A 14,287-nucleotide genomic window follows, 5' to 3' on the forward strand; every position below is an offset into this window, starting at 1 on the left:
GGGTCCTTAAAGGGCGAGGCAGCCGAGGCGGCGCAGGGAGGCGAGAAGCGGCAGGAGAGGGAGCCCCAGGATGGTCGAATGGTCCCCCTCGACCGCCTCGAACAGATGAACCCCGAATCCTTCGAGCTGGTAAACCCCGACACTCCTGAGCACGTCGGGCCCGGCGAGGTCGAGATAGAGCTCGACCGCCTCCTCGGTCAGAGGCCGCATGGTCAGATGGGCGGTGCCGAGAATGCGCTCGACCACCTGGCCGCCGATCGCGAGAGCGCCCGCGGAATGGAGCGCGTGGCGCCGCCCGGACAGGGCCATCAGCTGGGCCTCCGCGGCCGGGCGATCCGCCGGCTTGTGAAACACCCGGCCCTCGCAGGCGAGCACCTGGTCGGCTCCGATCACCACCCGGTCCGGATGGCGGCGGCTGACGGCGAGCGCCTTTTCCTCGGCGAGGCGGGCGGCGAGCGCCGGCGGATCGAGGCCCTCATGGACGGCCGCGTGCTCGACGGCCCGCTCGTCGATGGCGGAATCCTGAGTTTCGACCGGCAGGCCTGCGCTCACGAGCAGGGCGAGCCGCGTCGCACTCATGGACGCGAGGAGGAGCTTGTCGGAAGGGGTCCAGAGTGCCGGCATGGGCTTATTCCGCAATGAAGCGCAGACGGTGGTCGCGGTAGAGGTCGATGATCGCCGCCGCCGTCTCCTCGATGGAGCGGCGGGTCACGTCGATGACCGGCCAGCCGTTGCGGGCGAATAGCCGCCGCGACGCCGCGAGTTCCTCCGCCACCGCGTCGCGGTCCACATAGGACGTGTCGTCGTCGGCGTTGAGGCTGAGCAGCCGGTTCTGCCGGATCTGCACGATGCGCTCCGGCGTCGCCACGAGGCCGACGATCAGGGCCTTCCGGGCCGTTTCGAGAACGGCCGGCGGCGGCACGCCAGGCACGAGGGGAATATTCGCCGTCTTCAGGCCGCGATTGGCGAGATAGATCGCGGTCGGGGTCTTCGAGGTGCGGCTCACGCCGACCAGGATCACGTCCGCCTCGTCGAGATCGTGCGGCAGATGCCCGTCGTCGTGGAGAAGCGTGAAGTTCATCGCGTCGATGCGCTTGAAATATTCCGCGTTCAGCATGTGCTGCGCGCCGGGTCGCGCCGTCGAATGGGTGCCGAGATAGGAGGAGAGCAGGGCATGGACCGGCTCGAGCACGGAGAGGTGCGGCGAGCCGGTGGCGCGGCAGACCTCCTCGAGCCGATGGGCGAGATCCTGCTCGACCAGGGTGTAGAGCACGATGCCGGGCGCGGTCTCGATCTCGCTGATCACCCGCTCGAGCTGCGTGTTCGAGCGCACGAGCGGATAAACATGCTCGATGGCGGCGACGCCCTCGTATTGCGCGACCACCGCGCGGGCGACCGTGATGAGGGTTTCGCCGGTCGAATCCGAGACGAGATGGAGATGGAAATAGCTGCGTCCCACGGCGGAGGCCCTCCAGGAACAGGAGTCGATCAGTGTGGATAAAACGCCGTCGCGCGCAGGTCCAGCCAGGAGGCCTGTGGGATTCGCCTCGAGCCATCAACAGGGCTCGTCGTTGTGCGACTCTCGTGATGTCGAATTGGGAGAATCCGGCACGAATCACCGACAAGTTTTCGATTCAGTTTTGGTTAAGCTTCGTTAACGGGCTGTTAAGGTTTAACAAATCGGAAAGGATTGTGGCACGCCCGCCCCAACCGTTAACGACCCGTTAACGGCCGGGCCCGTGTGGACCGGCTGTGGACGGGGTTGCGGCTTTGTGATTCACGGCCCAAGAGAAACATCAGATTCTTAGATTCAAAGATTATCTTTTAAGAGAGGGCCTGTGAGCGAGCGTCCCACCAAAGCGATCCTGCGCGTGCTGAACGGCGAGCCGGTCTGGCCGCTGCCGATCTGGATCATGCGCCAGGCCGGCCGCTATCTGCCGGAATACCGCGAGACGAGGAAGCAAGCCGGCTCCTTCCTCGATCTCTGCTACAATCCGAGGCTTGCGGAGGAAGTGACCCTTCAGCCGATCCGCCGCTTCGGCTTCGACGCCTCGATCCTGTTCTCCGACATCCTGGTCATCCCCCATGCCCTGGGCCAGGACGTGCGCTTTGTCGAGAACGAGGGGCCCAAGCTCGATCCGGTCACCTCCGAGGCCGATTTCTCCAGGCTCGCCGACGAGCTGCCGCTGGAGCGGCTGGATCCGGTCTTCGAGACCCTGGACCGCCTCAGCAAGAGCCTTCCCGGGGAAACGACGCTGCTGGGCTTCTGCGGGGCGCCCTGGACGGTGGCGAGCTACATGATCGCCGGCAAGGGCACCCCCGACCAGGCGCCGGCCAGGCTCACGGCCTATCGCGATCCGGCTTTCATGGACGCCCTGATCGACCGTCTGGTGCGGGCCTCCACGGCCTATCTGGTCCGCCAGATCGACGCGGGCGCCGAGGCGGTCCAGATCTTCGAGAGCTTCGGCTCGGCCCTGCCGCCCGCCCTGTTCGACCGGCTATCCCTCAACCCGATCCGCCGGATGGTGGAGGGCCTCAAAAGCGCGCGCCCGCACGCGAAGGCGATCGTCTTCGTCCGCGGGGGCGGGGCCAATCTCCACCGCTTCGCGGCCGCCGGGATCGGCGACGCGCTGGCACTCGACTGGACGCTCGATCCCGCCCTGGTTCTGCCGACCCTGCCCGGCACGGTCGCGACCCAGGGCAACCTCGATCCGCTGGCGCTGATCGCCGGCGGCGAGGCCCTGACCCTGGGCGTCGACCACATCCTGAACGCGGTGCGCGGGCGCCCGCACATCTTCAATCTCGGGCACGGCATCCTGCCGGAGACCCCGGTCGACCACGTGGCGCAGATGATCGCTCGCGTGCGGGGGGGCTGACATGCTGTATCTGTGGATCAAGGCGGCCCACGTGATCGCCATCATCGCCTGGATGGCCGGCATGCTCTATCTGCCGCGCCTCTTCGTCTATCACTGCGACGTGCCCAAGGGCTCGATCCAGTCCGAGACCTTCAAGATCATGGAGCGGCGCCTGCTCAAGGCGATCATCAACCCGGCCATGATCCTGGCCTGGGTTCTCGGCCTGATCCTCGTCTGGCAGGGCGGCTGGCTCACCTCCGGCTGGCTGCACGCGAAGGTGCTCCTGGTGCTCGTCCTGTCCGGCGTGCACGGATTCCTGTCGCGCACCGTGAAGGATTTCGCCGCCGACCGGAACACCCGCCCGGCGAAATTCTACCGGATGATCAACGAGGTGCCGACGGTGCTCATGATCGGCATCGTGATCCTGGTGATCGTGAAGCCGTTCTGACGTCTCCTCAGACCTTCACCTCGCCCTCGTCCATGCCGTGCCAGTAGTGGATGCGGGTTGCGTGGACCTTGATCAGGACGAGGCCCGGAGTATCGACACCGTCCTTGAACCAGACTTCAAGATCCTTCGTCCAATGCTCCTCGAAGGCTTTTCTGTCGCGGATCAGCTCGGCGCGCCCTTCGACCGCGATGAAGATCGGGGGCTTGCCGAGGAGACCCTTGCTGCCCTGGAAGGACAGGGACACCTTCGGATCACGCTTGATGTCGTCGACGGTCCGCGTCTCCTCGTAGGAGAAGAAATACGAATCACCCTCGTAGGCAACATCTCCGTTGTTGCTCATGGGACGTCCCGCGATCTCGCCTCCCTCCGTATGGGTCTAGAGCATGGCAAAATCGATGTCGCGCATCTTGTCGGACAGGTCGGCGAGAGTGAGCTGACTCACAGGCGTCTCCTTGATCGGTCACCGACAACCCCTGTTCGCAACGTTCCGTTCCGGGGAGAGGTGACGAAGGCTCTTGTGATTTCCGGAGAAAACGGCTAGATAAGAGGTCTCTTCCTCAAAGACAGGTGCGCTGCACGGGGCCCTTAGGGCTCTCTCAAGTCACTCCCGTGAACTGAGCGGCCCTGTCGAACGTTTCCCCGATCTCCCCCGCGTACAGCCCCATCTGACCGCGACTTTACCCCGAGAGTGTTCCCCGATGAGGGAAATCAAACTTCAAGACCTGAAATCCAAGACGCCCACCGAACTCATCGCGTTCGCCGAGGAGCTCGAGGTCGAGAACGCGAGCACCATGCGCAAGCAGGAGCTCATGTTCGCGATCCTCAAGCAGCTGGCGGCGCGCGAGGTGGAGATCATCGGCGCCGGCGTCGTCGAGGTGCTCCAGGACGGCTTCGGCTTCCTGCGCTCGGCCGATTCCAACTACCTGCCCGGCCCCGACGACATCTATGTCTCGCCCTCGCAGATCCGAAAGTTTGGCCTGCGCACCGGCGACACGGTGGACGGCCCGATCCGCGGCCCGAAGGAAGGCGAGCGCTATTTCGCGCTGCTCAAGGTCAACACCATCAATTTCGAGGATCCCGAGAAGATCCGGCACAAGGTTCATTTCGACAACCTGACGCCGCTCTTCCCGCACGAGCGCTTCAATCTCGAGATCGCCGATCCGACCCGCAAGGATTTCTCGCCGCGGATCATCGACATCGTGTCGCCCATCGGCAAGGGCCAGCGCGCCCTCATCGTGGCGCCGCCGCGCACCGGCAAGACCGTGCTGATGCAGAACGTGGCGCAGTCGATCACCACCAACCATCCCGAGTGCTACCTCATCGTGCTGCTCATCGACGAGCGCCCGGAGGAGGTGACCGACATGCAGCGCTCCGTGAAGGGCGAGGTCGTGGCCTCCACCTTCGACGAGCCGGCGACCCGCCACGTGCAGGTGGCCGAGATGGTGATCGAGAAGGCCAAGCGCCTTGTGGAGCACGGCCGCGACGTGGTCATCCTGCTCGATTCGATCACCCGCCTGGGCCGCGCCTACAACACGGTGGTGCCGTCCTCCGGCAAGGTGCTCACCGGCGGTGTCGACGCCAACGCCCTGCAGCGCCCGAAGCGCTTCTTCGGTGCGGCGCGCAACATCGAGGAGGGCGGTTCGCTCACCATCATCGCGACCGCGCTGATCGACACCGGGTCGCGCATGGACGAGGTGATCTTCGAGGAGTTCAAGGGCACCGGCAACTCGGAAATCATCCTGGACCGCAAGGTCGCCGACAAGCGCACCTTCCCGGCCATCGACATCACGCGCTCGGGGACCCGCAAGGAGGAGCTGCTGGTGCCGAGCGACACGCTCAAGAAGATGTACGTGCTGCGCCGCATCCTCAACCCGATGGGCACGGTCGACGCCATCGAGTTCCTGCTCGACAAGCTGCGCCAGACCAAGTCCAACCAGGAATTCTTCGACTCGATGAACACCTGAGGCGGAAACAGAGCTTCCGATCGTCAGCCCCATCCTCTCGGCCCGAGAGGGTGGGGTTTTTTCTTGCCCGGTCTCCTCCTGCCGTCAGAACACCCCCATGAGAGCGAGCACGATCACGGTCAGGACGGCGGAGATCAGAAGCGAGCCCGCGCAGCCCAGCCGGTTCGAGAAGACAAAGAACATCCCGGCTCCTGTGCCATGGCGGACGTTCGCCTCACCCCGTCCGGGCAGAACCGAAGACGCCGCTTGCCAGCACAACGCCGAGCGTCGCCACGATGATCCCGACCAGAGCGGCCATGTCCGGGATCTCGCCCAGAATCGGAACCGCCAGCAGGGCCGCGAGCACGATCGACAGGGGCGAGACGGCGGCCGCGCGCGAGGCGCCGAGCCGGTCCACGGCGATGCCGTAGAGGACGATGCCGGCGACGCCCGAGGCAAAACCCTGCACGACCGCCTGCACGATCACGGGTCCGGCCTGGCCGTCCCCGAGCGCCTGGACCAGGGCCGGAGCCCCGAAGGGCAGGAGGAGGAGAAAGGACCACAGGCCGATGAGGGATGCCGCCTGAAGGGCCGACAGGCCGCTGCGGCGATAGGCATGGGTGTAGATCCCCCACAGGCCGGCACCGGCGAGCAGCAGCAGATGACCGCGCCAGGCGCCGGTTCCGGACAACAGCAGGCCATGGCCGGTGATGCACACGATGCCCAGGAGGATGAGACCGAAGCCGGCGACCCGGAGGCGCGCGAGGCGCTCGCCGAAGACGAGCCACCCAACGAGCGCGACGAAGAGCGGCATGGTGCCGGGCAGGAGCGGCCCGATCTCCGCCGCCGGGGCATATTGCATGCCGAGCGCCACGATCAGGAAGAAGGGGGCGCCGGAGCCGAGGAGCCCGAGACTTTTAACGATGCCGAGGCCTTTCGGGAACAGGCCGGTCCGTGCGCTGATCGGGAGGAGCAGGAGGGCGGGAACCCCGAATCGCAGCAGGCCGATTGCGGCCGGCGGCAGATCGTGCGTGACCGCGTGGCGGGTGGCGACCGCCCACACGGCCCAGATCGTCACCGTGGCGAAGGCGGCAAGCCATCCGGTTAGGTCGAGGCGGGTTCGAGACGGGGAACCGGCGAGATCGGACATGGCGAGCCTCCAGGATCCGGAGCATAAGCTGGCAGGCGAGGGCATGTCCTTGCGAAGATCGACTTGATGACGGCACATTCTTGGCAGAAGATTGCGTCGAAGCGGGGTTTGTCGCTGCCATGCCGTTCATTGAACTCGACGCCATCGACCTGCGGATCTTGTCCGCCCTGCAATCCGACGGGCGGCTGACCAACCAGGAACTGGCCGATCAGGTCGGGCTCTCGCCCTCACCCTGCCTGCGCCGGGTGCGGCGGCTGGAGCGCGACGGCTTCATCCGCACCTACCGGGCCGTGCTCGACCGGGATTCGGTCGGCCTCGGACTTACGGTCTTCGTCGAGATCAAGGTCGAGAAGCATTCCCGCGACAATGCCCAGGCGTTGCAGCAGGCCCTGGTCTCGATGCCGGAGGTGGTGGCCTGCCACATGGTGTCCGGTACAGCCGACTTCATGGCCGAGATCGTGGTGGCCAACCTCAAGGCGTACGAGAGGCTTCTGACCGACAGGCTCCTGGTCCTGCCGATGATCGGCGATATCCGGTCGAACTTCGCCCTCACTCGGGTAAAATCCGACGCAGCCCTGCCGCTGACCCACCTGAAGCGGGAGACGCCCGGGCGGGAGCCGGATTGCTGAGGGCGGTTTCTCTCCTTGTCGAAATGGACAGGTGAGCGATATTCGCCACGTCATGGCCGGCCTTGTGCCGCCATCCCGATTGCATGAAGCGCCGCGTCTTTCGCATCGGGATCACCGGGACAGGCCCGGTGATGACGTGAGAACATGGACTCCGCTCATTCCGCTGTCCGTACGGCCAGCATCTCGGCCACTGTGGCTCTCAGCTCCTCGGCATCCGTGACCGGAAGGGAGCAGCGCATGCCGGCGCAGACGAGGGCCCGGGCGCCCGGGCCCTTGTTGGCAAGTGCCTTGGCCGGATGATCGTCGTCGAGGGCCTCATCGGGACGCAGCCGGCGGACGCTGCGATCGAGATAGGGGAGGGCCAAAGCGGCCGCGTACAGGGCGTCGGAATCATGACCCGTCACGAGGATGCTCAGGCCGCGCAGGTGCAGGTCGAGGGCGTTGAGAATCGAGGTATGGCCGAGCGGCGCCGACCGGGCGATTCCCACGAGCGCGCTCAGCACGTCCGAGGCGCGCCGGAGATCGTCCTGCGCCTCGGTGATCTGCGCCAGCCGAACCAGCGCCTCGGCGAAGACCCCGTTGGCATTGGGCACCGCGTCGTCCTGGGTGGGCTGCGGACGGACGACGAGAGGATCCGCCCCCCGGGCGGTCATGGCGAGGCTGCCGGTCTCGGCGACCATGAAGTCGGTGAGCAGACCGTCGCGCCAGATTTCCGCGTCCCGGAGATAGGCGGGCTCGCAGGTCGCCTCGAAGAGGGCGAGCGCGGCCCGCATCATGGCTGCCTGATCGAGGACAAAGCCCGGGAAGATCAGAGCGCCGCCACGCCAGGAATGGCCGAGCCGCCCATCCCGGCTCATCGCGTCACGGACGAACCGGTAGGCCCTGGCCGCGAGGCCGATCCAGTCCGGCCGGTCGAGCAGGGCGGCGGCGCGCACGAGGGCCGCGATCATCAGCCCGTTCCAGTCCGCCAGCACCTTGTCGTCGAGGCCGGGCCGCACCCGCCCGGCGCGGCGCTCCAGAAGCGTCGCCCGCATGAGGGACAGCCGCTCCTCCACGGCGGGCGGGGCCTCGCCGGAGAGGAGCCGGTTGGGGATGTTCCGGCCTTCGAAGTTTCCGCCCTCGGTGATGTCGTAGACCTTCGCGAAGAAGGCCGCATCCCCGTCGCCCAGGGTCTCCTGGATCTCGGACAGGCTCCAGACATAGAAGCGACCCTCCTCGCCTTCCGAATCCGCATCGAGGCTCGACGCGAAGGCGCCTTCCGGCGTGGTCATCTCCCGTTCGAGCCATGCGACGATGCCGGCGGCGGCATCCCGGAAGATGGACCGGCCTGTCTCGGCAAAGGCCAGGGCGTAGAGCTCCAGGAGCTGCGCATTGTCGTAGAGCATCTTCTCGAAATGCGGCACGAGCCAGCGTTCGTCGACGGAGTAGCGAGCGAAGCCGCCGCCGAGATGATCATGGATGCCGCCGAGCGCCATCCGCTCCAGGGTCAGGAGGAAGCCCTTCTCCGCCTCGTCGTCCCCGGTGCGGCGGACATAGCGGGCGAGGAACTCGAGGATCGGCGGGTTGGGGAATTTCGGTGCGCCCTGCAGGCCGCCGTTCTCCGGGTCGATCAGCCCGGCGAGCCGCGAGCCCATGCGGTCGAGATCGGCGAGGCCGAGCGTGCCGCCATCGCTCCGTTCGGCCCGCGCGAGGTGTTGTTTGATCGCGTCCCGGTTCTTGAGGATCCGCTCGGGCTCCGCGTGGTACAGGCGGCTGACCTCCCGCAGCACCGCCGTGAAGCCCGGCCGGCCGAAGCGTGGCTCCTTGGGGAAGTAGGTGCCGCCCCAGAACGGCTCGCCGTCGGGGGTCAGGAACATGGTGAGGGGCCAGCCGCCGGGTTCGCCGAGCAGATGAAGGGCGCTCATATAGACGTGGTCCACGTCGGGGCGCTCCTCGCGGTCGACCTTGATGTTGACGAAGTGCTCGTTCATGACCGCGGCCACGTCAGGATCCTCGAAGCTCTCGTGGGCCATCACATGGCACCAGTGGCAGGCGGCATAGCCGATCGAGATCAGGATCGGCCTGCTGAGCCGCCGGGCCTCGGCCAGGGCGTCGGGTCCCCATTCCCACCAATGGACAGGATTGTCCCGGTGCTGCAGAAGATACGGGGAACTGGCCTCGTTCAGGCGGTTCATGGGTCCTGCTCCCAAGTCGGGCTGACCGGCCGGCACGGATCCCGGCCGCGCCTCACGGTCTTAAGACGTCATCAACCATAACGCCTCTTCGGTCTCACAGGGTTCACCCTCATGCGTTCGGACGACACCATCTTCGCCATCGCCTCGGGTCACGGCCGCGCCGCCGTGTGCCTGATCCGGATCAGCGGGCCGGAGAGCGGCAGGGTTCTGGAGCGGATGGCGGGAGGGCTGCCGGCGCCGCGCCGCGCCGTGGTGCGGATCCTGAAGGATCCTTCGAGCGGAGAACCCCTCGATCAGGCCCTGGTCCTGTGGATGCCGGGGCCGGAGAGCTTCACCGGCGAGGATCAGGCGGAGCTCCATATCCATGGCGGCCTGGCGACCCGGGCCGCCGTGCTGCGGGCCCTCGGGTCCTTGGGCCATTGCCGCCCGGCCCAGGCGGGCGAGTTCACCCGCCGGGCGTTCCTCCATGGGCGGATGGATTTGGCTCAGGTCGAGGGTTTGGCGGATATCATCGACGCCGAGACCGAGGCCCAGCGCCGGCAGGCCATGCGCCAGCTCGGAGGGCGGCTCGGGAACGCCGCCGAGGGCTGGCGCGACACCGTCCTGCAGGTTCTCGCCCTCCTCGAAGCGAGCCTGGACTTTTCCGACGAGGGCGACGTGCCGGAGGATCTCGAAGCGGACATTCTGCGAATGATCGACGGGGTGCGGGACGAGATCGGCCGTGCCGTGGCCGATCGTGGCGGCGAGCGCCTGCGCGAGGGCCTGACCGTCGTTCTGGCAGGCCCGCCCAATGCCGGCAAGTCGACCCTGCTCAATGCCCTGGCGCGCCGGGATGTTGCCATCGTGTCGCCGGTTGCCGGAACCACGCGTGACGTGATCGAGGTGCACTGCGATCTCGGCGGCCTCCCGGTGATCATCGTCGACACGGCGGGCCTGCGGGAGAGCCTCGATCTCATCGAGCAGGAGGGCGTCACCCGCGCCCGCGCCCGGGCGCAGGATGCGGATCTCGTGCTCTGGCTCGTGCCGCCGGACGACCAGCCGGGAGAACCGCCCCAGGCGCGGCACCTGCTGCGGGTGGGCACGAAGGCCGATCTGCCGGGGTCCCGGCAGGATTGCGACCTGATGATCGCGGCGGCGACCGGCGAAGGCCTGCCCGGCTTGATCGCCCGGCTTGAGCAGGAGGCCGGCGCTCTGATGGGGCAGGGCGATGCCTTGGTGACCCGCGAGCGTCACCGCAGGGCCCTTGAACGAGCACAGGACTCGCTTGTACGGGCGCGTGCTCTCCTGGTGGACGGGGGCCCGCTCGAACTTGCCGCTGAAGAGGTCCGCCTTGCCGCGAGGTCGATCGGTGAGATCACCGGTCGGGTCGACGTGGAGGACATGCTCGATCGCTTGTTTTCGAGCTTCTGCATCGGCAAGTGATTGCAGGCTGCACTCCCCATCGGTCGAACGGGGTCGGGTCCCATTTTCCGGTTCACGAATCGGTGGAACAATGCTGAATCATCGCGGCACAACCTGTGAACGGGACGTGCAGAACCGAGGTTTGGCTCGGAATGTTTCACGTGAAACATTTTGCCCTTTTGACCTTCGCTGCGCGGCGGCTTAGAGCCAGATGCATCCGAACAGACAGCAATCCGACGCTCCCGTCCCAGGTCAAGCGTCCGGCGGGAATGACGGCAGCGGAGCGGACGTCAGGCTATTGCCTGAAGCCGGCCTTGCCGCATGGAGAAGATGGATGGGTGACCTTTACGATGTGATTGTCGTAGGCGGCGGCCATGCCGGGTCCGAAGCGGCCGCGGCCTCGGCCCGCATGGGCGCGCGTACGGCCCTCGTCACGCATAAGCTGGCGACCATCGGCGCCATGTCGTGCAACCCGGCCATCGGGGGGCTCGGCAAGGGGCATCTCGTGCGCGAGATCGATGCCCTGGACGGGGTCATGGGCTGCATCGCCGACCGGGCCGGTATCCAGTTCCGCCTGCTCAACCGCCGTAAGGGTCCTGCCGTACGCGGACCGCGCACCCAGGCGGACCGTAAGCTCTATGCCCGTGCCATGCAGGCCGAGCTCCTGCAAACAGAAAACCTCGCCATCGTGGAGGGGGAGGCCGACGATCTCCTGGTCCAGGATGGTCGCGTCACGGGTCTGCGGCTCACGGATGGGCGCGTGCTGGCCGCCGGAGCCGTCGTCATTACGACCGGCACCTTCCTGTCGGGCCTTATTCATATCGGCGAGAGGAAGATTCCAGCGGGCCGCATGGGAGAGCGGCCGTCGCTCGGCCTGCCACAGACCTTTGCGCGGCTCGGCTTCACCCTCGGGCGTCTTAAGACAGGAACCCCGCCCCGCCTCGACGGCCGCACAATCGATTGGGCCGGCGTCGACAAGCAGGCAGCCGATGACGAGCCCGTGCCGTTCTCCCTGCTGACCACCCGCATCACGAACCCGCAGATCGAATGCGGCATCACCCGTACCACGGCCCAGGTTCACGGCCTGATCCGGGACAACCTGCACCGTTCGGCCATGTATTCGGGCGAGATTCAGGGCAGGGGACCGCGCTATTGCCCGTCGATCGAAGACAAGGTCGTCCGCTTCGGCGACCGGGACGGTCATCAGATCTTCCTGGAACCGGAGGGGCTCGACGACTTTACGGTCTATCCTAACGGGATTTCGACGTCGCTGCCGGAGGACGTGCAGCTGGCCTTCCTGAAGCACATTCCGGGCCTGGAGAAGGTCCGGATGATCCAGCCGGCCTATGCGATCGAGTACGACTATGTCGATCCGCGCAATCTCACGGCCACGCTCGAAACGAAGGCGGTCGCCGGCCTGTTCCTGGCCGGCCAGATCAATGGCACGACCGGCTATGAGGAGGCGGCCGCCCAGGGGCTGGCGTCGGGGCTGAATGCCGCCCGTCGCGCCTCGGGCCAGGACGGTATCGTGTTCGATCGGGCGGAGTCCTATCTCGGCGTCCTCATCGACGACCTGGTCACCCGTGGGGTGAGCGAGCCCTATCGCATGTTCACCTCACGCTCCGAGTATCGCCTGAGCCTGCGCATCGACAATGTGGACGAGCGCTTGACCGGCAAGGGCCTGGAGATCGGCTGCGTCGGCAGCGAACGCGCGGCTCACTTCGGGCGGTCCCAGGACGAGATCCGCGCGACGCGCCAGCAGTTGCAGGCGCTCGCCGTGACCCCCAGGGAGGCGTCGCGCCATGGCCTGGACCTGAACCAGGACGGGATTCGCCGCACGGCTTATCAGCTGCTGTCCTATCCGACGATCGTGTGGGAGGACCTGGAGCGGGTCTGGCCTGACCTGAAAAGCGTCAGCCAATCGGTGCGGGAGCGGCTGCAGACGGACGCCACCTATGCGGTTTACCTCGACCGCCAGAAGGCGGATATCGCGGCCTACCGACGGGACGAGAGCGTGGTTCTGGAGGACACGATCGATTTCCAGGGGCTTCCTGGGCTGTCGAACGAAATCAAGGCCAAGCTCGATCTGGTCCGCCCTAAGACCCTTGGCCAGGCTGCCCGGATCGAGGGTATCACGCCGGCAGCGCTGACCCTGCTGGCGGCTCACGCCCGCAGATCTCTTGGGCATCGCGCCGGTTCGGCTGAGGTCTTGTCGTGACGAAGCCCAGCATGGTCACGGCCTCCGACCTCAATGTTTCACGTGAAACATTCGAGAAGCTCGAATTGCTCGAACGGGAGCTTCGGCGCTGGCAGGCGATCAAGAACCTCGTCGGTCCTGCGACCCTGGACCAGATCTGGCAGCGTCACATCGTCGACTCTCTCCAGCTTCTCGATCTCGCACCGGAGGCCAAGACCTGGCTCGACCTGGGATCGGGTGCCGGGTTCCCGGGTCTCGTGCTCGCCATTGCGGGCGCGGAGAGGGGACTCAGCGTCCATCTGGTCGAAAGCAACTCGCGCAAATGCGCGTTCCTCCGGCACATCGCCCGGCTGACGGGCGTCTCGGCGACCATCCGCGAGGCGCGGCTGGAAACCGTCGTGCCGGACTTTCTGGGCCAAGCCGATGTGGTCTCTGCCCGGGCTCTGGCAGCGCTCGACCAGCTGCTGGACTGGACCGCACCCTTGTTGAAATCGGGGACAATCGGCCTCTTTCCCAAGGGGCGCGATGCCGAGACCGAATTGACCGAGGCCCGGAAAAAGTGGACATTCGAGGCAGAGATCCTGCCGAGCCTGACCGATTCCGAAGCCAGGATTCTGCGCATAACCTCCATCGAGAGCCATTCATGATGACCGACCGCAACGGACCCGAAGCAGGCGCGCGTGGCGTGGAGCCGCGCGTTCTCGTGCTCGCCAACCAGAAGGGGGGCGTCGGCAAGACCACGACGGCGATCAACCTCGGCACCGCGCTCGCGGCCATCGGCGAGAAGGTGCTGATCATCGATCTCGACCCGCAGGGCAATGCCTCGACGGGCCTGGGCATCGATCGGAAGAGCCGCCAGATCTCGACCTATCACGTGCTCGCCGGCGAATCGTCGCTGGCCGAGGCGATCACCGAGACTGTCGTGCCCGGATTGTCCGTGGCCCCCTCGACGCTCGACCTGCTCGGCGTTGAACTGGAGATCGCCAACGAGCGGAATCGCTCCCACCGGCTCCGGTCGGCGATCGCGAGCCTTTCAGCCGTCGAGGTAAGCGAACCTTTTACCTATATTTTGATCGATTGCCCGCCATCGCTCAATCTTTTGACCATCAATGCGTTGGTGGCCGCTGACGCGGTTCTGGTGCCCCTCCAATGCGAATTTTTTGCTCTGGAAGGCCTCAGCCAGTTGCTCAAGACGGTCGAGCAGGTCCGGTCGGCCCTCAACCCGGACCTGTCGATCCACGGGGTCGTGCTGACCATGTTCGACCCGCGCAACAACCTGTCGGGACAGGTCGTGGCCGACGTGCGCGAGTTCATGGGCGCCAAGGTGTACGAGACCATGATCCCCCGCAATGTCCGGGTGTCGGAAGCGCCGTCGCACGGCAAGCCGGTGTTGCTCTACGATCTGAAATGCGCCGGCTCGCAGGCCTATCTCCGCTTGGCCTCGGAAGTCATTCAGCGTGAACGCGCCCTGCGCGCGGCTTGAACAGTTT

The 14,287-nt window shown here is 66.3% G+C and carries 13 protein-coding genes; 8 read left to right on the top strand and 5 right to left on the bottom strand.

Annotated elements, in window-relative coordinates; translation table 11 throughout:
• Positions 1 to 6 precede the first annotated feature (6 nt).
• Together HPT29_RS01110 and HPT29_RS01115 are read right to left on the bottom strand one after the other, a co-directional pair.
• Positions 7 to 624 carry a Maf family protein gene (locus HPT29_RS01110; protein WP_173948732.1) on the bottom strand — a complete coding sequence of 206 codons (618 nt, stop codon included), beginning with the start codon at positions 622 to 624 and terminating at the stop codon, positions 7 to 9.
• 4 nt (positions 625 to 628) lie between these two features.
• A complete protein-coding gene (locus tag HPT29_RS01115; RefSeq protein ID WP_173948731.1) occupies positions 629 to 1,459 on the bottom strand; it encodes a pyruvate, water dikinase regulatory protein in 831 nt (276 codons plus the stop codon).
• Between the two features lie 379 nt (positions 1,460 to 1,838).
• On the opposite strand from HPT29_RS01115, the gene hemE reads away from it, so the two are divergent.
• Both hemE and hemJ read left to right on the top strand, forming a co-directional pair.
• The gene (gene hemE, locus HPT29_RS01120) at positions 1,839 to 2,876 is read left to right on the top strand and encodes a uroporphyrinogen decarboxylase (RefSeq protein WP_173948730.1); all 1,038 of its coding nucleotides are present in this window, start codon (positions 1,839 to 1,841) and stop codon (positions 2,874 to 2,876) included.
• Between the two features lies 1 nt (position 2,877).
• The gene (gene hemJ / locus HPT29_RS01125) at positions 2,878 to 3,303 is read left to right on the top strand and encodes a protoporphyrinogen oxidase HemJ (RefSeq protein ID WP_173948729.1); all 426 of its coding nucleotides are present in this window, start codon (positions 2,878 to 2,880) and stop codon (positions 3,301 to 3,303) included.
• Positions 3,304 to 3,310: 7 nt separating this feature from the next.
• On the opposite strand, the gene HPT29_RS01130 is transcribed toward hemJ, so the two are convergent.
• Positions 3,311 to 3,643: a pyridoxamine 5'-phosphate oxidase family protein gene (locus tag HPT29_RS01130; protein WP_349774708.1), complete on the bottom strand. Its 333-nt coding sequence runs from the start codon at positions 3,641 to 3,643 to the stop codon at positions 3,311 to 3,313.
• A 358-nt stretch (positions 3,644 to 4,001) separates the two neighbouring features.
• Here HPT29_RS01130 and rho point away from each other — a divergent pair, with 358 nt between their 5' ends.
• Positions 4,002 to 5,267, top strand: coding sequence for a transcription termination factor Rho (rho, locus tag HPT29_RS01135; RefSeq protein WP_173948728.1), 1,266 nt, complete (start codon positions 4,002 to 4,004; stop codon positions 5,265 to 5,267).
• A 214-nt stretch (positions 5,268 to 5,481) separates the two neighbouring features.
• Here rho and HPT29_RS01140 read toward each other — a convergent pair whose 3' ends face one another.
• Positions 5,482 to 6,396, bottom strand: coding sequence for a DMT family transporter (locus HPT29_RS01140; RefSeq protein ID WP_173948727.1), 915 nt, complete (start codon positions 6,394 to 6,396; stop codon positions 5,482 to 5,484).
• 119 nt (positions 6,397 to 6,515) lie between these two features.
• Here HPT29_RS01140 and HPT29_RS01145 point away from each other — a divergent pair, with 119 nt between their 5' ends.
• The gene (locus HPT29_RS01145) at positions 6,516 to 7,025 is read left to right on the top strand and encodes an Lrp/AsnC family transcriptional regulator (protein ID WP_173948726.1); all 510 of its coding nucleotides are present in this window, start codon (positions 6,516 to 6,518) and stop codon (positions 7,023 to 7,025) included.
• Positions 7,026 to 7,180: 155 nt separating this feature from the next.
• On the opposite strand, the gene HPT29_RS01150 is transcribed toward HPT29_RS01145, so the two are convergent.
• The gene (locus HPT29_RS01150) at positions 7,181 to 9,199 is read right to left on the bottom strand and encodes a thioredoxin domain-containing protein (protein WP_173948725.1); all 2,019 of its coding nucleotides are present in this window, start codon (positions 9,197 to 9,199) and stop codon (positions 7,181 to 7,183) included.
• A 111-nt stretch (positions 9,200 to 9,310) separates the two neighbouring features.
• Between HPT29_RS01150 and mnmE the strand changes: the two genes are divergently transcribed.
• From mnmE to HPT29_RS01170, 4 genes are all read left to right on the top strand, one after another.
• Positions 9,311 to 10,621: a tRNA uridine-5-carboxymethylaminomethyl(34) synthesis GTPase MnmE gene (gene mnmE, locus HPT29_RS01155; protein WP_173948724.1), complete on the top strand. Its 1,311-nt coding sequence runs from the start codon at positions 9,311 to 9,313 to the stop codon at positions 10,619 to 10,621.
• 313 nt (positions 10,622 to 10,934) lie between these two features.
• Complete coding sequence (gene mnmG / locus HPT29_RS01160) at positions 10,935 to 12,818, top strand: tRNA uridine-5-carboxymethylaminomethyl(34) synthesis enzyme MnmG (RefSeq protein ID WP_173948723.1); 1,884 nt, start codon at positions 10,935 to 10,937, stop codon at positions 12,816 to 12,818.
• 11 nt (positions 12,819 to 12,829) lie between these two features.
• The gene (gene rsmG, locus HPT29_RS01165; RefSeq protein WP_173948798.1) at positions 12,830 to 13,444 is read left to right on the top strand and encodes a 16S rRNA (guanine(527)-N(7))-methyltransferase RsmG; all 615 of its coding nucleotides are present in this window, start codon (positions 12,830 to 12,832) and stop codon (positions 13,442 to 13,444) included.
• Positions 13,441 to 14,280, top strand: a complete 840-nt coding sequence (locus HPT29_RS01170; RefSeq protein WP_173948722.1) for a ParA family protein — start codon at positions 13,441 to 13,443, stop codon at positions 14,278 to 14,280. The genes rsmG and HPT29_RS01170 overlap by 4 nt, the downstream gene beginning before the upstream one ends.
• Positions 14,281 to 14,287: the final 7 nt, after the last annotated feature.

Source organism: Microvirga terrae, assembly GCF_013307435.2.
GTDB lineage: Bacteria > Pseudomonadota > Alphaproteobacteria > Rhizobiales > Beijerinckiaceae > Microvirga > Microvirga terrae.